Below are 20,754 nucleotides of genomic sequence, written 5' to 3' on the forward strand. Positions count from 1 at the left end.
TCCGGGCCTTTTTCGTGCGGATCTCGTGGGGGCGGCTAGTCGCCGAACGGGATCGACGCCGGTGGAGTGTCACCGCTGCTGATGGTGCAAGAGGCTTCGGTCGAAACGGACTGGCCGTCCTGGTCGCGAACCACCTGCTGGCGGCAGGTCGTGCGGGGCGCGCGGGCGGCCTCCTCGGCGCGGCGAGCATTGCGGATCTGCGTCTCGATGCGTGTGAAGCAGGCTTCGATCTCTTCCCCGGAGGGCCGAATGCCGGGACGGCACTGTTGGGCGGCATAGGCGACGGGGTCGGACAGGGCCTCGGGCGGCAAGGGCCTTGGTTCCGCTGACGGGGCCGATGCCAGGCTCCGTGAATCAGCAAAAGCGCGGTCGAAGGCGTCGTCCTCGGCGGGCTGGACAGCGGGGCGAGCCGGAGATGAAGGTGTGTCGCCCAGGGGCGGGGCAATACGCGTCACCCCAGGCGACTGCGAAGGCGACGGGGCCTGGTTGCCCGCTGCGACGGGCGCGGGCGCGGTGACCATCGGGCCGTCCTGGCCAGGGTCCTGACCCAGGAAGGCCGACAAGCCGATCAGAATCACACCCATGGCCATATCGAAAATCCCGCTGATACCTTGGCACCCTGGCTCAATAAGGCAGGCCTGGCTTCTGACGGCGTCTGACGATCAGGCCCATGCCTCAGCGAGCCAGTGACCGCATGGCCCGGTCGAGCCCATCAAGGGTGAGTGGGAACATCTGTTCGTCCATCAACTCACGGACCATGCCGACCGAGGCCGAATAGCTCCAGTAGCGTTCGGCGACCGGGTTCAGCCAGGCGGACTTGTCCCACTGCTGCCGGGCGCGGCGCAGCCAGACGGCACCGGCCTCCTCGTTCCAGTGCTCGACCGAACCGCCAGGCATGGTGATCTCATAGGGAGACATGGTGGCGTCGCCGACAAAAACCGCGCGCCAATCGCCGCCATAGCGGTTCAGCACTTCCCAGGTCGGGGTCTTTTCTGTGTGACGGCGACGGTTGTCCTTCCAGACCCCCTCATAGAGACAGTTGTGGAAGTAGAAGAATTCCAGATGGCGGAACTCTGTGCGGGCGGCCGAGAACAGCTCCTCGCACAGCTTCACATGGCCATCCATCGAACCCCCGATATCCAGGAACAGCAGCACCTTGATGGTGTTGCGCCGCTCGGGGCGCATATGGATGTCCAGCCAGCCCTGACGGGCCGTGCCGTCGATGGTGGCGTCCATGTCCAGTTCGTCGGGCGAGCCCTGGCGCGCGAACCGGCGCAGACGCCGCAGGGCCACCTTGATGTTGCGCGTACCCAGTTCGACGCCGTCGTCGAGGTTCCGGTATTCGCGCTTTTCCCAGACCTTGACCGCCCGGCCCTGTTTGCCCGGGCCACCGATGCGAACACCCTCGGGGTTGTAGCCGCCGTGACCGAAAGGGCTGGTTCCACCCGTGCCGATCCACTTCGACCCGCCCTCGTGACGTTCCTTCTGCTCTTCCAGCCGCTTCTTCAGCGTTTCCATCAGGGCCTCGAACCCGCCCATGGCCTCGATCTGAGCCTTTTCTTCCTCGGTCAGGAATTTCTGGTTGAGCAGCTTCAGCCAGTCCTCGGGAATGTCGGTGGTCAGGTCCTCGCCCGCGCCGACGCTTTCCACGCCCTTGAAAACCTTGGCGAAGACCAGATCGAACCGGTCGTAGTGTTTCTCGTCCTTGACCAGGACGGCACGGGACAGATGGTAGAAGTCCTCGACCCGCCCTCCGGCAACGTCCTTGTCCATGGCCTCCATCAGATGGAGCCATTCCTTCATCGACACCGGAACCTTGGCGTCGCGCAGGGCGGTGAAGAAGGGCAGGAGCATCAGTTAGTTGCCGGCTTGCCGACGAGGTCCAGCAAGGAAGCCACCAGACTCATCCCAGTGACCATGCTGACGCTCGTTGCGTCTTCGACCGGACCGGTCGCGCGGATCTTGAAGGACCACTCGCCCCTGTGCGCGACCATGGCGAGTGTCAGTCGCCTGCCCGCGGTCGTGTCGATCACATAGGCTGCGGCAATGGGTTCGACCTCGCCCTCGATGCTGGCGATCGAGATAGTGCCTTCGTACAGTTGCGCTTCCGGGTAGCGGTCGATGATCGCGCGCGCGGACTCAGCCAGCACTGCCTCGGCTGAGGGCTGTGAGGAATAGCGTGTGGCGTACAGTGTGTAGTGGGTGGCGGTCGTCTCGCTGTACCAAACGCAACCGACGTCGCTCCCCTGCGGCACGCCGTCGTTCTGGGTCGGGAAAACGGCGATCCGGTCGTGTCTGTTGCCCGCAAACATGCAGGTCATGCCACTTGGTGCGTGTCGGACCTTCGGGACAGCGCCGTCGGTGATGTTTTCGAACCAGGCTTCCGCCCGGCCTGCGCTGATGATCTCGTCGGCCAGTTTTCGGGCTTCGGCCACCTGGGCGACCGTCGCGGGCGGCGGGGTCTGCGCCGCCGCCATAGGCGCTGTGAGCAGGGCAGCGACGAAAGCAAGACGCGAAAACATGAGAGCTCCTGAATGTTTAGCCGACGTCACCATGCCTCAGGCAGGCCGTCTATCCCGCCGCAGGATGAATTCGTCGTCCAGCCAAGCGCCAACCGGGTACTGGTACTCGCCTGCCTTCCTGAATCCGTGGGCGGCGTAGAGCTTCTGGGCTTTCAGATTGCCGCTCCAGACGCCGATCCACAGGGGGCCCTCGGTGTTGGCCTCCATCCATTCCAGCGACAGGGCCAGCAATCGGCTGCCCAGACCCATGCCCTGGGCGGCTTCTGAAACATAGAGGCGGCGCAGTTCGGCATGACCGGCCCGCGCGTCGGGATGGGGCAGGGTGTTGGGCCCGGCATTGGCAAAGGCCAGCAGGCCGGTCTCGTTTTCTGCAACCCACCAGGCCGCGCCGGGCTCGGCCAGCTTTGTCGCCGTGGCTTCGGGGCTGAAGCTGGCATCGAGAAAGGCCGCCAGATCGTGGGGCGGATAGGGAATGCCGAACCCCGTGACGAAGGTGTCGATGAAGGTCTGACGGCCCAGGGCCCCCATAGCGGCGGCATCGTCGGGGCGGGCGGAGCGGATCACGGCGTCGGTCATGCGGACGGCATACAGGGCCGGACGGGCCAGGGGGAGTCGAGGCGATGGACCGGCACCGATCACCCTTCTATCCTGCCTCAATGGCTGCAACCTTGTTTACTCATTCCGACATGCTCGCGCACCGGCCGGGCGACGGTCATCCGGAGCGGCCCGAACGCCTGAGGGCGGTGATCGAGGCCATTGATGATTCGGACCTGAGACTGGACCGGCGTGAGGCCTCTGAGGTCTCGGTGGCCGACCTGGAGCGGGTGCACCCGGCTGATCACGTCGCACGCCTGCTGGCCGCTTCCCCCGCTGAGGGGTTGAGGGCGCTGGACGGCGACACGGTCCTGTCGCCCGGAAGTGTGCGGGCGGCGCGGCTGGCGGCTGGGGCCATCGTCGATGCGGTCCGTGCGATTGCGCGCGGTGAGACGGACAGGGCGTTCGCCGCCGTCCGCCCGCCGGGCCACCACGCGGAGCCGGGCGAGGCGATGGGTTTCTGCCTGTTTTCCAATGTCGCGGTCGCGGCGCGGGTGGCGCAGAGCCTGGGGATGGCGCGGGTCGCGGTGATCGACTTCGACGTCCATCATGGCAATGGCACCCAGGCCGCCTTCCAGGATGACGACAGCCTGTTCCTGGGGTCGATCCATCAGATGCCCCTGTATCCCGGCAGTGGCGCGGCCTCGGAGACGGGGGTCGGCAACGTCGTGAACGCGCCGGTGCCGCCCCATGCGGCGCGCGAATCATGGCGGGCCAGTTTTGCCGGCGGCTTGATGGCGGCGCTGGAGGCCTTTCGGCCGGACCTGATCCTGATCTCTGCCGGATTCGACGCGCACCGCCGCGATCCGCTGGCCCATCAGTCCCTGGAGGCCGAGGATTTCGCCTGGGCGACACGGGCTGTGGTCGAGGTCGCGCGAGCGACATGCGCGGGCAAGGTTGCGGCTTCGCTCGAGGGCGGTTACGACCTTGAAGGACTGGGCCGTTCGGCGGTCGCACATCTTCGGGCGCTGGGGGAGGACTGAGGAACGCGTGTCGGCGCAATCGCGCTTTCGGCCCGTTCCGGTAACCATGACCGCACCCGCCTTTATCGAATCGACCGACCAGAGCGAGGTGCCGCACACGGGACCGACTCCGACGCGTGCCGTGACCGCCGTCCGGCCTGGGGCCATCATCCTGACGCGGCACGGGGAACCGGCCCTGTCGCGCAAATGCATGCTCTCATCTGACCAGTACCGCGATTGGTGGGCGCGCTATGAGATCGGTGGCCTGCGGGCCGGTCAGACGCCGCCGCCCGAGCTGCTGGCCGCCGCCCAAGGGGCGGGGGTGATCTATTCCTCGACCCGTCCGCGCGCCCAGGAAACCGCCGCCGCCGCCGCCGGGGGGCGTGAGGTCATAGGCGATGCCCTTTTCATCGAGGCCCCGCTGCCGCCGCCGCATTTTCCTTCGTGGTTCAAGCTGCCGCCCAAATACTGGGGAGTCGTGTCTCGGTTCTGGTGGCACGCCTTTGACCACCACGACGGCCAGGAGACCCGCCGGCAGGCGGAGCAGCGGGCCGAACAGGCCGCCCAGATCCTCATCTCGCGGGCGATGGGCGGTCAGGATGTGCTGGTTCTCGCGCACGGCTATTTCAACCACATGGTCGGACGCCGGCTGAAGGCTGACGGCTGGCGGCTGGTTCACGATCAGGGCTTCCGCTATTGGTCCCAGCGTCGGTTCGAGAAGCGCTGACGCCCTAAATGCCGCGCTTCACGGGCGATTGCGGGCTTGGCCTGCTGGTCCCTTGGTGTCAGAACCGGCCTCATGACCGACGCTGCCGAAACACCCGCTGTCCCCTCCGACCTCAGCTTCGAAGATGCCCTGGCGCGGCTGGAATCGATCGTCGCCCGGCTGGAATCCGGACAGGCTCCGCTTGAGGAATCGATCGCCCTTTATGAGCAAGGCGCTCGTCTCAAGGCCCATTGCGAGGCGCGGCTGAAGGCGGCCCAGCTCCGGGTCGACAAGATCGTGGTCGGTGCAGACGGCCAGGCCAAGGGCATCGCGCCGGCCGAGTTCGGGTGATGTCCAAACCGGCACCGATCAGTTTCGATGATTTCATGAAGGTCGATGTGCGCATCGGCCAGGTGGTCCGCTGCGAGCCTTTTCCGGAGGCGCGCAAGCCAGCCTACAAGCTGACCATCGATTTTGGGCCGGACATCGGCACCAGGCGTTCTTCGGCCCAGATCACCGTTTACTACACGCCCGAGCAGCTGGTGGGCCGCAGGGTGGCAGCGGTGGTGAATTTCCCACCGCGCCAGATCGGTCCGTTCATGTCCGAGGTTCTGACCCTGGGCTTCCCCGATGCGGACGGAGCGGTGGTGCTGGTCGGCGTTGACAGGGATGTCCCCCTGGGTGGGAGGCTGTTCTGAGACCGATCGCCGCCAACTCCGACGAACAGACGGTCATCGACCGGGTGGCCGAGGTCGCCGATCTGGTCACGGTTGCCCTGGACGAGCTTCTGCCCCGCGCCGAGGGGCCGGAGGCGCGGCTGACCGAGGCCATGCGGTATGCCGCCTTGGGACCGGGCAAGCGGCTGCGCCCCTTCTTTGCACTGGAAGCGGCCGAGCTGTTCAATATCGAGGAACGCTCGGTGCTGCGGGCCGCTTGCGCCCTGGAATGCGTCCACGCCTATTCGCTGGTCCATGACGACCTGCCCTGCATGGACGATGACGACATGCGGCGGGGGCGGCCCACGCTTCACCGGGCCTATGACGAGGCGACGGCCGTTCTGGCGGGCGATGCCCTGCAGACGGCGGCCTTCGACATCCTGCTGCACGAAGATACGCATGAAGATGCCGGCGTGCGCTGCGAGCTGGCGCGCAGACTGTCTTTCGCCTCGGGTGCGCGAGGCATGGCGGGCGGTCAGATGATCGACCTGCTGGGCGTGCGCGACGACCTGGGCGGAGTGGCGCGGATGCAGCGGCTGAAGACGGGCGCGTTGTTCAACTATGCCTTCGAGATTCCCCTGATTATCGCCGGGGCCGGCGAGGCCCAGCGACAGGCCTTGCTGAGCTTCTCGCATGATATCGGCCTTGCCTATCAGATCGTCGACGACCTGCTGGACGTCGAAGGTGACGAGGACATCCTGGGCAAGGCCGCAGGGGGCAAGGACGCCGCGCGGGGCAAGACGAACTTCGTCACCCTGCTGGGTGTCGATGCCGCGCGGCAGAGGGTCGCCCACCTGGCCGATCAGGCCCGCAATCACCTGACCCCCTTCGGCGCCCAGGCGGAAATCCTCAAGGCCAGCGTCGACTTCGTGCTAAGGCGGCGCAGTTAGCCCGTCCGCGTTCGCCACGGAAACCCTCCCTTCGTCAGCGCTGAATGACAGAGTAAGAGGGATCGAAGACTGCTTTTAGCGACTTAGAGTTCTCATGCCCGATACGCCGCTCTTGGACACTGTCACCTTTCCCGCCGACACGCGGGGTTTCGACGCCGGGCAGTTGCGTCAGCTGGCCGATGAAGTCCGCGCCGAGACCATCGACGCCGTATCGGTGACGGGTGGGCATCTGGGGTCGGCCCTGGGCGTGGTCGAGCTGACCGTTGCGCTGCATCATGTGTTCGAGACGCCGGATGACATCCTGATCTGGGACGTCGGCCATCAGTGCTATCCGCACAAGATCCTGACCGGACGGCGCGACCGCATCCGGACTCTGCGCCAAGGCGGCGGCCTGTCCGGCTTCACCAAGCGCAGCGAGAGCGAATACGATCCGTTCGGCGCAGCCCATGCCTCTACGTCTATCAGTGCGGCGCTGGGGTTTGCCGCCGCGCGCGATCAGAAGGGCGGCAGCAACCGGGTCGTGGCCGTGATCGGCGACGGCTCCATGTCGGCGGGCATGGCCTATGAGGCGATGAACAACGCCGTCGAGGCGACGAGTGGCCAGCTGACGGTCGTGCTGAACGACAACGACATGTCGATCGCCCCGCCGGTGGGCGGAATGAGCGCCTATCTGGCCAAGCTGGTGTCGGGTGGCACCTATCGCAGCTTCCGCCGCCTGGGCCGTTCGATGGCGCAGCACCTGCCGCGCCCGTTCCGGGATGCTGCCAAGAAGGCCGAGGAGTACGCCCGGGGCATGGTAACGGGCGGCACCTTCTTCGAGGAGCTGGGATTCTATTATGTCGGGCCGATCGACGGCCATGACATGGAGGCTCTGGTTCCGGTCCTGAAGAATGCGGCGGCGATCACCGATCGGCCCGTGCTGGTCCATGTCGTGACCCAGAAGGGCAAGGGCTATGCGCCCGCAGAAAACAGCGCCGACAAATATCATGGCGTCGTCAAGTTCGACGTGGTCTCGGGCAAGCAGGCCAAGGCCATTTCAAATGCCCCCAGCTATACCAAGGTGTTTGGCACCGAGCTGATCAAGCGGGCCCAGCATGATCCGTCGATCGTGGCCATTACCGCAGCCATGCCGGGCGGGACGGGTCTGGACCTGTTCGGGCAGGCCTTTCCGGAGCGGACCTACGATGTGGGCATCGCTGAGCAACACGCAGTGACCTTCGCGGCGGGTCTGGCGGCGGATGGTATGAAGCCGTTCTGCGCCATCTATTCCACCTTCCTGCAGCGGGGCTATGACCAGGTCGTGCACGACGTGGCGATCCAGGGCCTGCCCGTCCGATTTGCCATGGACCGGGCCGGGCTGGTCGGGGCGGATGGCGCGACGCACGCCGGATCGTTCGACATCGGCTTCATGGGCACGCTGCCGGGCATGGTCCTGATGGCCGCTGCCGACGAGGCCGAACTGGCCGCCATGATCGCCACGGCCTGCGAGATCGACGACCGGCCCAGCGCCTTCCGCTATCCGCGCGGCGACGGTGTGGGCGTGGAGATTCCCGAACGGGCTGCCCCCCTGGAAATCGGCCGCGGTCGCATCGTTCGCGAAGGCACATCGGTGGCGATCCTGAGCCTCGGTACGCGGCTCCAGGAATCCCTGAAGGCTGCCGATCTGCTGAGCGCGCGCGGCGTGTCGGCCACGGTGGCCGATGCACGTTTTGCCAAGCCGCTGGACGCCGAGATGATTTTGCGTCTCGCGCGCGAGCACGAATGCCTGATCACCGTGGAAGAGGGGGCCATGGGCGGATTTGGCGCTTTCGTCCTCCAGCTTCTGGCGGAAAAGGGCGCATTGGACGCGGGATTGAAAGTCAGGACCCTGCATCTGCCCGACGTCTTCCAGGACCATGACAAGCCGGAGGCCATGTATGCCGCCGCCGGGCTGAACGCAGATCATATCGCCGCGACGGCCCTGACGGCGCTGGGCATCGGTGCCGCGCGCGGAGCGGTGCGGGCTTAGGCCGGCTTCAATCCATCGCCGTCTGCTGGGCGAGCGAGGACTGATTTTTGCGCAAAGCCTTGCCGTGGCATCGTCTTGACCCCAGATATGGGGCTCTCACCGCCCAAGGAACACCAGCCCTACGCAAGGAGCGCCGATGCCGCACGCCGACAGCTTGATCCTCACCCTTGTCGGAGGCTTCGTGCTGGCGTTCGTGTTCGGTATGATCGCCAACCGGCTGAAGCTGTCGCCGCTGGTCGGATATCTGGTCGCCGGCATCGTGGTGGGACCCTATACGGGTGGCTTCGTGGCCGACACGACCCTGGCTCCGCAGCTGGCGGAGATCGGGGTCATTCTGCTGATGTTCGGCGTCGGGCTGCATTTTTCGCCGGACGATCTGATGAAGGTCCGCAAGGTCGCCATACCGGGGGCCCTGTTTCAGATTGCGGCCGCCACCTTCCTGGGCTGGGGATTGGGTCGGCTGCTCGGGTTCGGCAATGTGGAAGCCGTCCTGACGGGGTTCGCCCTGTCCGTCGCTTCGACCGTTGTGCTGCTGCGGGCGCTGGAGGAACGCAAACAGGTCAAAGGCGAGATCGGCCGCATCGCTGTCGGCTGGCTGATCGTCGAGGACCTGGTCATCGTCATCGCCCTGGTCATGCTGCCGCTACTGATCGTGCAGCCGGGCGAGACGCTCAGCGGGGGTGAACTGGCGGCGTCCATCGGCTGGACGCTGGCCAAGGTGGCCGTCTTCGTCGGTGCCATGCTGGTCGTTGGCCCCAAAGTCTTGCCGTGGGTACTGGTACGCATCGCCCATACCCGCTCGCGGGAACTGTTTACCCTGGGGGTCCTGGCGATCGCCCTGGGGATCGCCTGGGTGGCCTATGCGATGTTCCACTCGTTTGCGCTTGGGGCCTTCCTGGCCGGCCTTGTGCTGAATTCTTCGCCTCTTGGTCATAATGCAGCGGAGCGGTCGCTGCCGCTAAGGGACGCCTTCGCGGTCCTCTTCTTCGTGTCGGTGGGGATGCTGTTCGACCCGTCGATCCTGCTGCGCGAGCCGCTGGCTGTGTTTGGTGTGCTGGGGATCGTCATCGTCGGCAAGGCGCTGGCGGCGCTGGTGATCACCCATCGGTTCAAGCTGGATCGGGCGACGGGCCTGACCGTGGCGGCCAGCCTGGCCCAGATCGGCGAGTTCAGCTTCATCCTTGCGGCGCTGAGCATGTCGCTGGGCGCATTGAGCCGGCAGACTCACGACCTGATCCTGGCGGCGGCCCTGCTGTCCATCTCGTTGAACCCCTTCGTCTTCGCTCTGGTCGATCGATTGGGCGCGCGGCCCAAGCCACCGGCCAAGGGCTCGGAGGAGGGCATCGCCCTGGCCAAGGAAGAGGCGGCCGCCGTCAATCCGGCGACAGGGTAAAGACCGGCCTGTCCCCGCCTCGGCTCTGCGGGGACAGGCGCTCTGCGATCGCTACAGGACCCCGATCATGCTGGCGACCAGCGGGTGGCGGACGATGTCGCGTTCGGCCAGGCGGACGACGGCGATATCGGGGACGGGGGCCAGGCGCTCGGCCACATCGGACAGGCCCGAGATGCCGGGCAGCAGGTCGGACTGCTGCGGATCGCCGGTGACGACCATGGTCGAATGCCAGCCCAGGCGGGTCAGCAGCATCTTCAGCTGCACATAGGTGCAGTTCTGCGCCTCGTCGACGACGATGAAGGCGTTGTTCAGCGTTCGGCCGCGCATATAGCCGACCGGCGCGATCTCGATCAGGCCCTCGGCCATCAGGGCCTTGACCCGCTTCATGCTGAGACGATCGGACAGGGCGTCGTAGAGGGGGCGCAGATAGGGGGCCAGCTTGTCCTCCATGTCGCCAGGCAGAAACCCGATCGACTCGCCGGCCTCGACCGCCGGACGAGACAGAACGATCCGGCCGATCCGGCCTGCTTCCAACGCTTCGACAGCCTTTGCCACGGCCAGATAGGTCTTGCCCGTTCCTGCCGGGCCAAGGGCCAGGACCAGATTGTGATGGTCGATGGCACTCAGCAGTTCAGCCTGACCGTCCGACTTGGGCTTGAGCGTCTTCATATAGGCCTGGTCGCGGGCGTCATTGGTGGGAGCCGGCGACCATCCGGTGTGCGTCGGAAGACGACGCACCTTGGCTTCGTGCGCGAACTCCTGGGAATCGAAGACCCCCGGCTCGCGACCGAGTTCACGGGTTTGACGCTTCAGTGCCGCACGTTTGGTCATGGACGCCTCCAGGGCATGAAAAAAGGCGGACCCGACAGGGTGCCGCCTTGGACGTTGGTGGGGAGGAGAAGGGCAGAGAATGCGACAGAGCCGCCCGGATCGGTGGAAGGACCGAAAATCAGCGAACCAGGCCGCCGAACCGAACACGCCACGCGCGTTCCCCTTATACTGACCGGACCGGGCTTGATCCGGCTTCGAATCCGAACCCTGAATACCGGGTCGAATCACATCTACAATGTGATGCTAGCGCGGTTTACGAAGGCTTAAAGCCTTCATTTTCCCTAGATAAGGCTGTGTACGGATGAATGTCTATGCATTGGGCGGCAAGAAACCGCAGCTTCCGCCAGAAGGCGAATACTGGATAGCGCCGAATGCAACTGTACTAGGAGACGTGATTCTCAAGCAGGGTGCCAGCGTCTGGTTTGGGGCGGTGCTGCGCGGTGACAATGACCCGATCACCATCGGCGAGAACAGCAATGTTCAGGACGGGAGTGTGCTGCACACGGACGCCGGGGAGCCTCTGACGCTCGGCCGAGGCGTGACGGTCGGCCATCTGGCGATGCTGCATGGCTGCACGGTCGGGGACAACAGCCTGATCGGCATCGGCGCCGTCGTTCTGGGGCGGGCCGTCATCGGCCGCGACTGCATCATTGGGGCAGGGGCCCTGATCCCCGAGGGCAAGGTGATCCCCGACGGGTCCCTGGTGGTCGGCCAGCCGGGGCGGGTGGTGCGGGCGCTGGAGCCGGGGCAGATCGCCGCCCTGGAGGCGTCGGCCGAACATTATGTGCAGAACTGGAAACGCTACGTCCGGGACCTGCGTCCTGACTGAGGACCAGCGCCAAAGCTAGGCAATGCGGCGACCGTCCAGAGAGGCCAGGGCCAGGCGGGGCCGGCCGGCCTCGCCGACGGCTGTGAATACGCGCGCTGCGAGCTGATGGGCGACCCCCGTGGGCAGCGTCAGGGTCGCCATCGGCGCATACAGTCCCAGCATCAGCTCGCGCCGCTGTCCCCCGCCCTGGAAGGGCACCAGTGTGACCTCGATCGGGGCGTTGGCTGCACCGGCGGCGGCCACGATCACGACAGGACGGGCCTCGCGGACGGCCTGGCGCATGGCGGCGGCAACCATCGTGTGAGATCGGGCCCGCCAGAGCGACGAGAGGGCAACGCCCGTAAGCGGCCGGTGATGGAAGGCCTCGAGCCAGTCTCCGGCCAGCCGCAGGCGTGCGTCGGCCTCATCCTGGCTTCGGTCCGCCAGAAAGACCCTCGTCAACCGCGGCCCCAGAGCTTCGGGGTGCAGCGAGGCCCGCGAAGGGAGTCCGGCACGCGACTCCGGCCCGCTGCGCAGGGACGTCCAAAGTTTGATCAGGTCTTCTGTGTCGGAATGAAACATCGTGGTCCTACCGGCCTGATGCGCCGCAAAACTCCGACCGCGAACGGCTGCGGGGCATCGCCCGCGATGTCGAAACGGAATCGCAACGCCTTTGGGGTTCTGTGGGAGGCTGGACCGGCCCGTTTCTTGCTCAGACCGGCGCGTAACGACCTAGATTGGGAGCCTCGCCATGCGGGTTCGGATGATGACGTGGCTGACGGCCGCCGCCGGTTTCGTGGCGCTGACTGCCTTTGCCGACAAGGCCGCAGCGCAATGCAGCTCAGGATGCAATCCGCCGCCGCCGCCGTGCTGCAATCCGCCGCCGCCGCCGCCGCCGCCGCCGCCCCCTCCGCCGCCTTGCTGCACCCAGCCCCCGCCGCCGCCCTGCTGTGGCGGAGGCGGCAACATCAACGTCAACGTCAATGTGAACGCCAACTCGAACGCCAATGCCAATGCCTCGGCGCGGGCCTCGGCACGCGGCGGCTCGACCGTCATCGTCGCCGGCGGGGGCGGGGCCTATATCAATGTCGAGCAGCCCTATCCGACCACGATCAACGGCCTGAACGTCGACGGCCATGTGGTGCAGCGTATGGGCCGCACGGCCTATACAGCGACGCGCCGGGTGTCCAAGCGCGTGGTCATTCAGGCCTTCTGCATCGACGATCGCGGCGTGCCGCACCCCGCCTCTCAGGTCCGTCCGGACCGCGACGTCTATGAGGACTATGAGGGCGAACTGTACCGCTGCATCGCGGGCACCTCGCTCCAGGTGACGATTGCCGACTATGACGGGCGCATCAGCTTCGAGCATGGCGAGACCCTGACCTGCCGCAAGGGCGAGGCCCTGTGGCATGGCGGGCGCGAAGGCTTCGTCGAATGCCGGACCCAGCGTCAGGAACGTGAGTGCAACGAGCGCTCGCTGCTGCGCCGCTATGGAGCCGGGGTGAAGATCCTGACCGTCTATCGCGAGGAAACCTATACGGACTATCGCGAGGAACTGGTCGAAGAGGTGGTGGGATCGGTCCACGGGGCCAGCATCACCCTGGACGGCGGCGTCGGCGGCCGCGTGTTCTGAACCCACGACCCCGGTGGCGTTCAGCCTGGGGTCAGCTGGATCGAGACAAGATCGGATCGTCGACTCCATCGACGATCCTGAGTGAGCAAACTGGCCCCGGCCGCTGATGCGACCGGGGCCTTCTTGTTATTCAGCGGGCGCAGCGGCAGCGGTAGCCGTCGGCACGACCTGGACGCGATAGGCGCGATCGGGGCTGAGGTACCGGGCGGCGACAGCCTGAACGTCCTCGACCGTGGCGGTCTCCACGTCCGAGATCACGGTGCGCAGGGTCGGCAGGCGCGCCGGATCGGTCTGGGCGTCCTGAAGCTCGGACAGCCAGAACTCATTGGTCGCCTGGCTGCGGCGCAGCGATTCCACACGGGGGTTGCGCGCGCGGTCCAGTTCATCGGCGGTGATCGGACCGGTGGCCAGGGCGGCGGCGATCCGGTCAGCATCAGCAAAGAAGCCGGCCATCTTTTCTGGCGGGGCCTCGATCGCGGCAGACAGATAGCCATAACCGGTGAAGACGCCCGAAGCGCTGGCAGAGACCGAAGGCGAATAGGTCACAGCCTGGCCTTCGCGCAGTTCGTCGATCAGACGCAGCCGCAGGATATCGCCCAGCAGACGGACCAGGCGGGCCTCCTTTGGATCAGAGAAGTTGTCGACGGTCGGCCAGGCAATGAAGCCCAGGGCCTGGTCCGGGCGACCGGCGTGGGTCAGTTGCACGGGCTGGGGCGTGCCGGCGGGGAAGCGGACGGTGCGGGCGTCGGCCGCGACGGGAGCAGAGGCCGCGCGGGCGGGCAGGGCTCCCAGGGTCGAGCCGACCTGTTCGATCACCTGGTTCACGTCCACATCGCCGACGACGACGACTTCGATCGGGCCGGTGGCGACGCCGGCCGTGATGGCCTGGCGCAGGTCATCCAGGCTGGCTTCACCCAGCTGTGCCAGGGTCGGGAAGGTCCAGCGCGGATCGCCCGAACGCAGCAGGCCGCCGCTTTCGCGGGCGAAGACGCCGCCGGGAACCGCGTCCAGCTGGGGCAGGGCCTGGCGGAACTGACCACGGATCCGTTCGAACGGCTCGGGCCGCCAGGCGGGATCGGTCAGATAGGCGGTCAGGACCTGCATCTGCAGCCCGAAGTCTTCAGGCTTGGTCGCGCCGTTGAAGGCAAAGGTATCCTCGGTGACCTGGAAGCTGATGCCATAGGTCCGGCCGGTCAGGGCCTGTTCCAGCTGGTCGGCGGTCAGTCGCGATACGCCGCCTTCGGATACGGCGGACCCGGCGGCCCAGACCGGGGTCAGCCGATCAGTGGGCAGGGACAGATAGCCCCCGGCCGTCGAGACGGTGACCAGGACCTGATCGTCGCGGAAGGTGGTCGGCTTGATCGTCAGCCGCACGCCGTTGTTGAAGGTGACGAAGGTCACGTCCAGGTCCTCGACCCGAGAGGTCTCGGCCACGCCGCTGGGGGTGCCGAAGTCGGTATAGGGCCAGGTCTGGGCCGACTCGGCGACCGGGGCCGTCACGGCGACGGCCTGGGAAGCGGCCAAGGCGGCCAGCACGGTCGCCTCGCCGCCATCGATGGGATCAGGTGTGGTCACGAAAACGACGGGGCCGGAACCAGTGAAGGTGGTCTTCAGGGCGGCATTGACCTCGTCCAGAGTCAGGCCGCCGACGATCGACTCGAAGATCTGCAGGTCGGTCTGAGGCGAGGTGAAGACCGAGTCGCCATCCACCGCGCTGACAAGAGCCCCGGCCAGAGCCGGCGTGCGACGGGTGGCGGCGCCGGCGACGCCATTGGCGAGGCCCGTGCGCCACTCGGTGATTTCGCGATCCAGCTCGGCCTGGGACACGCCGAACTGGACGATGCGGCGCTGTTCCTGATCGATGGCGTTCAGGGCCGGTTGCCAGCCGCCGGACTGGAAGCTGGCAAAGATGCTGGCCGTGTCCTGAGAGCGGAATTCAGTCGACCGGCTGGCCGAGGCCCCGACGAAGGGCGGGTTCTCGCCGCGCGCCAGGGTGGACAGGCGCCGGTTCAGGATGGCGATGCCCAGATAGCGGACGGCCTCTTCGCGCTGTTTGGCCAGGGTGTCGGGACGAAGGTCCGGCGGCGAAATCCAGGCGATCTGGACCGAGGCGGGGCTGCCCGGCTCGGAATAGACCCCGGCCTCCAGGCTGCGGGCTTGGGGCGTGCCGAGATCCGGCTCGGCTCCATCGGGTGCATCGGGAATCCAGTCGCCGAACTCGGCCACGATCTTGGCCTCCATCGCATCGACGTCGAAGTCGCCCACCGCCACCACGGTGGCGCGCGAGGGGCGGTAGTAGGCCGAATAGAATTCGACGAAGCGTTCGCGCGGGGCATTGGCCAGCACCGAGGTGTCGCCGATCGGCAGGCGATCGGGCACCAGCTGACCCGGCATCAGGAAGTCCAGACGGGCCATCAGCGACCGCAGGCCCGGTCCGGCCCGGGTGCGCTCCTCCGACAGGACGATGCCGCGTTCGCGGTCGATCGCGTCGGCGGCCAGGGTCGCCTCGCCCATCATGTCGCGCAGGATCATCAGGGAGGTGTCGATAGTCTCATCGTCGGTCCGGGGCAGGTCCAGCTGATAGACCGTCTCGCCGAACGAGGTGTAGGCATTGGTGTCGGCCCCAAAGGCCAGTCCCAGTCGCTCCAAGGTACGGGTCAGCTCGCCTTCGGGCACATTGGTCGAGCCGTTGAAGGCCATATGCTCCATGAAGTGGGCCAGGCCGCGCTGATCCTCGCGCTCCATCAGCGAGCCGGCGTCGATGCGCACGCGCAGAGACGCCTGACCGGGCGGGGTGGCATTATGCATGATCGCATAGCGCAGGCCGTTCGGCAGTTGGCCGAAACGCACCGCCGGGTCGGCCGGCACGTCGCTGGTCGCCTGGGGCCAGGGATCGGAGGGGGCGACGGCCGCCACCTGGGTCGAAGTGGCGGGCGCATCCTGGGCCATAGCCAGTCCGGGCAGGGCAGCGGCGAACATCAGGGTCGCGCCCGAAGCGGCGACAAGAAGCAGATGGCGGGCAGAACGCATCGGGGAGACTCCGGGTCGCGTCGGACGCTCACCCCAGGGCGGGCCGGACGCTGCAACTGGTCATGACAAGGCGGCCGACAGCGAACGCCAGCACGCCACGACCGTGACGTGTGGGCCGTCCGGGCTCAAGCTAAATCAGTGACAGTCGGTGTCGCAGGTCGGGCGGGTGACGTAGAAGCTGGCGCTGTTGCCCACCGCATTGGCCCCGGTGATGACGGCCCGGCCAGACCCGGCGACGGTGGTCTGGGCCGTGGCGGTGACGTGGCCCTGATTGACCTGATTGTTGGTGGCGTTGATCTGGCCGGCGCATTCCGAACAGGCATAGCCTGTGACGGAATTGCCCACCGCATCGGCCCCGACATAGGCGTCATAGCCATTGGTCCCTGCGAAACTGGCCGACACATCGACGCCGCCCGAGTTGAACTGGGTGTTGTCGATCTCAAGATAGATGTCGTTGTTTCCGGCCGAGACCTCATTGCCCGCCCCGCGCGCATAGGCAGTTGCCGAGCCGTAATCATAGGCGGTCGCCACGGCGGCTGCGCGGACATAGGCCCCGTTGGTCTGGTCGGTGGTCACGACCATCGATCCGCCCTGGTTAGCCAGGACGGCCTGGTTGGCACCGGCATGGGCGCGGGCGGCCAGATTCCAGGCGTTGCCGGCATTGGCGCTGGTGTCCGCCTCGATCAGGTTCGAGGTGGTGATCTGACCGACCGTCAGGTTCTGGCCCGAGTTGGCGTCGCTGTTGACGGCCACCGCATTGCCCAGGGCCTGACTGGTGAAGCCGGCCTCTGCGGGAATGTACTGGGTCGCAGCATAGTTCGAGGCCCGAACCGTCGCTGAGGCATATTGATCGACCGAGCCGGTCACGACCGAGCCGCTGCCGCCCAGAGCCGTCGTGTTGCCGATGGCCGACACCCCAACCGATCCGCCGGACAGCAGCCGGGCCGTGCCGCCGTTGATGGCGGATGAGGCGCGGACCTCGGTGCCGTTTAGGATCTGGACCGCCTCGATGTCGAGATCGGCGTCATAGGCCCCGACGGCCAGATAGTTGCCGCCCGCCTGGGTGGTGGCGTTGACGATGCCCTGGGTGTCGCCCCCCAGATCCATGACCGTCGAGGCACGGGCCGAGCCGGACATGGTCTGGGTCGAAATGACCGCGACCGACCCGTTCTGAACCGCGCCCGCGGCATGGGTGCCCTGGGCATAGGTGGTGACGGTGACCTGTTCCTGGGCGTCTTCGACGTTCAGGGTCTGGCCGGCGATGACGTCGCCCAGTTGCAACTGTTCGTTCAGGACGATGGAGCCGTCCTGGGCCGAGGCCTCAGTAGCGACTGCGGCGCACGTCACCGTCGCGGCGATCATGCCAGCGAGACGGATCCGCGCGGGTCTGTCCATTGTTCGTGTCCGTGTTGGGATAGGCGGGATAGAAGCCGCCGGTCGGGCCGGTGGTGGAATCGCGCAGCAGCTCGTTGCGGGTGTCGAGGCAGATCTCGGGGCCGGGCGCGCCATAGAGGTTGGCCATGAACTCGACCGTGGCCCGCTCGATCACCGATCGGACAGCCAGCTGGACCGGTTCGAACCCGCCTTCTCCGGCCGAGATGTCGAAGACATTGCCGTTCAGGAAGTCGAAGACCCCAGCGGAGACTTCGCGGCCGATGATCTGCTTCTGATAGGAAACGATGTCGACGACCTCGAGCGTGGTGGTCTGGACCAGTCGCAGGTCGATCGCGACGTTCATCACATAGACCTTCCCCTGGAAGACACCGGACAAGGGGGTGTCGGTGTCGGCCTCGCCTGCGCCGATGTCGAAGCCGCCCGAGCGGATGTTGTAGTTCACCTCGGTGATGCCGCCGACGATGTAGAAGTCCGACCCCGGCACCTGGCCCGCAATGATGCGGCGGTACTGGGCGTCTTCGGGGCCTCCGGACGGCCCCTCATCGCCGATCAGGCGGTTGTTGGCATAGCGCAGCTCAAGCTCGGAGACCGAGGTGTCGTAGCGCTCCACGATGCGTGCACCGGCCTTGCCCAGGGCAGAATAGGCCATCAGGGACGCACCGCCGGTGATCTGGCGGCCGCCATCGGCCGAGACCGTGCCTGTGTAGTCGCTGATCCGGCCCACTGCGATGCGCGGCGAGGGCAGGTTGTAGCGACGCGCATAGTCGGCAAGGCAGAACAGGGCGGTGGAATAGGGGGTCGGGTTGGCCGTCACCGGCGCATTGCCGATGGGCGAGGCGTAAAGACCATTGCCGCCCGCGACCGGGGCCACGCAGGCCGAGAGCAGGGCGGCGGCCGAGCAGGCCAGGCCGGCGATCTTCAGGCGCGCCAGGCGCAGACGGGTACTCATGGCCGGTTCGGGGTCCCGTTCAGGGTCGTTCCGGCGGTGACATTGCCGTTGTTGACCTGATTGGAGTTGACGATGACGGTGTTGTGGTTCCCCTGAACCACAACGTTCAGATTGTTGCCGATGGCCGTCGAGCCGCCGATCGCGGTGCCGCCGCCCGATCCACCCACGCCGCTGTAGCTGGAAGAGACCCCGCCCGAAGAACGGGAATAGGCGCTGGCTCCGCTCTGGATCAGGCCATCGACAATGAGGCGATTGCCGTTCTGGTCGCGGGTCGATCCGGTCTGGGCACGCGCGGTGGTGTATCGCGAACCACCATAGCCGGCCTGCAGCTGTCCCGCCCCCGCAGAGCCGTTCGACTGGGCCTGGGCCGCAGCCCCGGGCAGAACGACGGCAAAGAAGGCGGCCGCAGCGATCAGTTTCAGTCTCATCGGGCGGTCCTCACGCAGATTGACGGTCACGGTTCGGCAAGCAATCCGCGTGCCAAGGTGGGACATGGTTATTAAGAACGGCTTGATGCCGCCGATGAGCGCGCGCATTTGAACACCATGCAGTCGCCACCCCCTCCAGTCGGCCAGGCTGGCCGCCAGCCGATCCTGAATGCGCCGCCACTCGCGGTCGCCTTGGCTCTGTCGATGCCGGCGCTCTATTTATTGCAGGAGCGGATGCCCGAACTGGCGCGTCAGGGAGCCTTCTATACGCGGGACCTGGACGACGGCCGCTGGACCGGCCTGTTCACCGCCATGCTGCTGCATCAGGGATGGGCCCACGTGGCCATGAATGCGCTAGGAGCCCTGACCTTTGCGGCACCGGTCGCCCGGCTGATGCGCGGCGGTCGGGGCGTGGCCGCCTTCTTCTTTCTCTATGTGCTGTGCGGGGTGATGGCGGCGCTGGGATTTGGCCTGGTCCATCGGGGCGAGGACATCGGCATGGTGGGCGCGTCGGGGGCTGTATTCGGCCTGATCGGAGCCTCGACCCGGTTGATCGGCACGCGCGGCTGGGTCCGGCCGCTGTTCGACCGCCAGGTTCTGACCATGGCGGCAGCCTGGATGATGGTAAATGCCGCGTTTGGCCTCATCGGCTTCGCGCCGGGGGCGGGGGGCGCCGCCATCGCATGGGAAGCCCATGCCTTTGGCTTCGTCACGGGCATACTGGTTATCGGGCCCCTGGGCCGGACGTTCACGCGCGACATGTTTGCGTCCGGGCCCGACCTGAGTGATCCTGTGGGATAAGAAGCGGTCCATCCGCGGCCGCCCCAGGAAACACAGCCAGGAGCCGCCCGATGCTTGTTGCCGAAATCCTCAAGGATAAGGGAGGCGCGGTCTTCTCGATCGCCCCCCAGAATACGGTCGCCCAGGCCTGCGCCGAGCTTGAAAGCCGTCGCGTGGGAGCCCTGATCGTTTGCGATGAGGAACGCGTCGTGGGGGTGCTGTCAGAGCGCGACGTGGTGCGGGCCATCGCCAGGGACGGGGAAGCCAGCCTGGAGCGACCGGTGTCTGACTATATGACGCGTGACGTCATCTTCGCCGAACCCGCCGAGACGGTCGCGGTCCTGATGACCCGGATGACGGACCGCCGCATCCGGCATCTGCCTGTGCTGAAGGCCGGCCGCCTGACCGGGGTGGTGTCCATCGGGGATGTGGTGAAATGCCAGATCGCCGAAGCCACCCACGAAGCCGAGAGCCTGCGGACGTATATCGCTGCTGGCTGAACGCCGAACCGTCAGAAAATGACGGATTTGCGAAATGGCCGCTTGCTGCACGAAAGGGCGCGGCCTATATCGCCGCCTCGCTCGGAAACGGGCCGGCCGCCGGGGACCGAAGGCAGAGACGCCCTCGACGCTTCGGAACGGCAAGGGGGTAAAAACCTCTTGCGCTTACGGAAGGTTCCACATAGTATCCGCGCTCTGATCGAATCGTCGAAACGGCCCTAACGGGAAGCCTAAGACTTCCCCGAAGACGCCGCGCTGCCTTAAAGTTCTCGAACTTCTTGGCGGTAAAAAACTTTGACGTTTTGGTTGACTGTGGGGCGGGGCTTCTTTAGGAACGCCGCTCCCGCTGGCCGGAGAGTTTCTCTGGCGGGCGCTGCGAAAAAGAAGTTCTTCTTTCGAAAAGAACGGATTGACGCGGGACACTGAGGCGACTACATCGCCGCCTCCGCCGGCCACCGGCGCTAAACAGTGGGGTCCGGGAGATCTGGACCTGGTCTTTGAAATCGTTGATCTGGAAAGAGAAACGCAGGCGGCGGTGTCCTAGCGACGGTTCTTTGGAACTGTTTGTCGACACTGACAACTGCGGTCTTTTTGAAAAGATACAACCAT

The 20,754-nt window shown here is 66.3% G+C and carries 21 protein-coding genes; 11 read left to right on the forward strand and 10 right to left on the reverse strand.

Features of this window, described 5'->3' with window-relative positions; translation table 11 throughout:
* Nucleotides 1-35 precede the first annotated feature (35 nt).
* From JIP62_RS13235 to JIP62_RS13250, 4 genes are all read right to left on the reverse strand, one after another.
* Nucleotides 36-584, reverse strand: coding sequence for a hypothetical protein (locus JIP62_RS13235; RefSeq protein ID WP_201102621.1), 549 nt, complete (start codon nt 582-584; stop codon nt 36-38).
* A 91-nt stretch (nt 585-675) separates the two neighbouring features.
* Entirely contained in the window at nt 676-1,854 is a 1,179-nt protein-coding gene (locus tag JIP62_RS13240) for a vWA domain-containing protein (protein ID WP_201102622.1), read from the reverse strand.
* Nucleotides 1,854-2,522: a hypothetical protein gene (locus JIP62_RS13245; protein ID WP_201102623.1), complete on the reverse strand. Its 669-nt coding sequence runs from the start codon at nt 2,520-2,522 to the stop codon at nt 1,854-1,856. The genes JIP62_RS13240 and JIP62_RS13245 overlap by 1 nt, the downstream gene beginning before the upstream one ends.
* Before the next feature lie 36 nt (nt 2,523-2,558).
* On the reverse strand, nt 2,559-3,098 hold the full coding sequence (locus tag JIP62_RS13250; RefSeq protein WP_201102624.1) for a GNAT family N-acetyltransferase: 540 nt from the start codon (nt 3,096-3,098) through the stop codon (nt 2,559-2,561).
* Between the two features lie 80 nt (nt 3,099-3,178).
* Between JIP62_RS13250 and JIP62_RS13255 the strand changes: the two genes are divergently transcribed.
* The 7 genes from JIP62_RS13255 to JIP62_RS13285 all read left to right on the forward strand — a co-directional run bounded on the left by JIP62_RS13255 (nt 3,179) and on the right by JIP62_RS13285 (nt 9,791).
* Nucleotides 3,179-4,099: a histone deacetylase family protein gene (locus JIP62_RS13255; RefSeq protein WP_201102625.1), complete on the forward strand. Its 921-nt coding sequence runs from the start codon at nt 3,179-3,181 to the stop codon at nt 4,097-4,099.
* Between the two features lie 46 nt (nt 4,100-4,145).
* Nucleotides 4,146-4,805, forward strand: a complete 660-nt coding sequence (locus JIP62_RS13260) for a histidine phosphatase family protein (RefSeq protein ID WP_201102626.1) — start codon at nt 4,146-4,148, stop codon at nt 4,803-4,805.
* Between the two features lie 72 nt (nt 4,806-4,877).
* A complete protein-coding gene (locus JIP62_RS13265; RefSeq protein WP_201102627.1) occupies nt 4,878-5,135 on the forward strand; it encodes an exodeoxyribonuclease VII small subunit in 258 nt (85 codons plus the stop codon).
* Nucleotides 5,135-5,482 (forward strand): tRNA-binding protein, encoded by a 348-nt coding sequence (locus JIP62_RS13270; protein WP_201102628.1) that lies wholly within the window; start codon nt 5,135-5,137, stop codon nt 5,480-5,482. Before JIP62_RS13265 ends, JIP62_RS13270 begins: the two co-directional genes overlap by 1 nt.
* A gap of 35 nt (nt 5,483-5,517) precedes the next feature.
* The gene (locus JIP62_RS13275) at nt 5,518-6,390 is read left to right on the forward strand and encodes a polyprenyl synthetase family protein (protein ID WP_201104778.1); all 873 of its coding nucleotides are present in this window, start codon (nt 5,518-5,520) and stop codon (nt 6,388-6,390) included.
* Between the two features lie 94 nt (nt 6,391-6,484).
* On the forward strand, nt 6,485-8,398 hold the full coding sequence (gene dxs, locus JIP62_RS13280) for a 1-deoxy-D-xylulose-5-phosphate synthase (RefSeq protein ID WP_201102629.1): 1,914 nt from the start codon (nt 6,485-6,487) through the stop codon (nt 8,396-8,398).
* Nucleotides 8,399-8,534: 136 nt separating this feature from the next.
* On the forward strand, nt 8,535-9,791 hold the full coding sequence (locus tag JIP62_RS13285) for a cation:proton antiporter domain-containing protein (protein WP_201102630.1): 1,257 nt from the start codon (nt 8,535-8,537) through the stop codon (nt 9,789-9,791).
* A gap of 51 nt (nt 9,792-9,842) precedes the next feature.
* Here JIP62_RS13285 and JIP62_RS13290 read toward each other — a convergent pair whose 3' ends face one another.
* Complete coding sequence (locus tag JIP62_RS13290; RefSeq protein ID WP_201104779.1) at nt 9,843-10,634, reverse strand: PhoH family protein; 792 nt, start codon at nt 10,632-10,634, stop codon at nt 9,843-9,845.
* A gap of 289 nt (nt 10,635-10,923) precedes the next feature.
* Between JIP62_RS13290 and JIP62_RS13295 the strand changes: the two genes are divergently transcribed.
* Entirely contained in the window at nt 10,924-11,451 is a 528-nt protein-coding gene (locus JIP62_RS13295) for a gamma carbonic anhydrase family protein (protein WP_201102631.1), read from the forward strand.
* A gap of 15 nt (nt 11,452-11,466) precedes the next feature.
* Here the strand turns inward: JIP62_RS13295 and JIP62_RS13300 are convergent, their stop codons facing one another.
* On the reverse strand, nt 11,467-12,012 hold the full coding sequence (locus JIP62_RS13300; RefSeq protein ID WP_201102632.1) for a PAS domain-containing protein: 546 nt from the start codon (nt 12,010-12,012) through the stop codon (nt 11,467-11,469).
* Nucleotides 12,013-12,181: 169 nt separating this feature from the next.
* Here JIP62_RS13300 and JIP62_RS13305 point away from each other — a divergent pair, with 169 nt between their 5' ends.
* Complete coding sequence (locus tag JIP62_RS13305; RefSeq protein WP_230974765.1) at nt 12,182-13,063, forward strand: hypothetical protein; 882 nt, start codon at nt 12,182-12,184, stop codon at nt 13,061-13,063.
* A gap of 126 nt (nt 13,064-13,189) precedes the next feature.
* Here the strand turns inward: JIP62_RS13305 and JIP62_RS13310 are convergent, their stop codons facing one another.
* From JIP62_RS13310 to hfaA, 4 genes are all read right to left on the reverse strand, one after another.
* Entirely contained in the window at nt 13,190-16,093 is a 2,904-nt protein-coding gene (locus JIP62_RS13310; RefSeq protein WP_201102633.1) for a M16 family metallopeptidase, read from the reverse strand.
* 135 nt (nt 16,094-16,228) lie between these two features.
* On the reverse strand, nt 16,229-17,488 hold the full coding sequence (gene hfaD / locus JIP62_RS13315) for a holdfast anchor protein HfaD (protein WP_201102634.1): 1,260 nt from the start codon (nt 17,486-17,488) through the stop codon (nt 16,229-16,231).
* Nucleotides 17,415-18,437: a holdfast anchoring protein HfaB gene (gene hfaB, locus JIP62_RS13320; protein WP_201102635.1), complete on the reverse strand. Its 1,023-nt coding sequence runs from the start codon at nt 18,435-18,437 to the stop codon at nt 17,415-17,417. Before hfaB ends, hfaD begins: the two co-directional genes overlap by 74 nt.
* A complete protein-coding gene (gene hfaA, locus JIP62_RS13325) occupies nt 18,434-18,865 on the reverse strand; it encodes a holdfast anchoring protein HfaA (RefSeq protein WP_201102636.1) in 432 nt (143 codons plus the stop codon). The genes hfaB and hfaA overlap by 4 nt, the downstream gene beginning before the upstream one ends.
* 117 nt (nt 18,866-18,982) lie before the next feature.
* Between hfaA and JIP62_RS13330 the strand changes: the two genes are divergently transcribed.
* Entirely contained in the window at nt 18,983-19,666 is a 684-nt protein-coding gene (locus tag JIP62_RS13330) for a rhomboid family intramembrane serine protease (RefSeq protein ID WP_201102637.1), read from the forward strand.
* Between the two features lie 50 nt (nt 19,667-19,716).
* Nucleotides 19,717-20,145 carry a CBS domain-containing protein gene (locus tag JIP62_RS13335; RefSeq protein ID WP_201102638.1) on the forward strand — a complete coding sequence of 143 codons (429 nt, stop codon included), beginning with the start codon at nt 19,717-19,719 and terminating at the stop codon, nt 20,143-20,145.
* The last annotated feature ends 609 nt before the right edge of the window (nt 20,146-20,754 follow it).

Origin of the sequence: Brevundimonas vitisensis (genome assembly GCF_016656965.1) — a bacterium.
Lineage (GTDB): Bacteria > Pseudomonadota > Alphaproteobacteria > Caulobacterales > Caulobacteraceae > Brevundimonas > Brevundimonas vitisensis.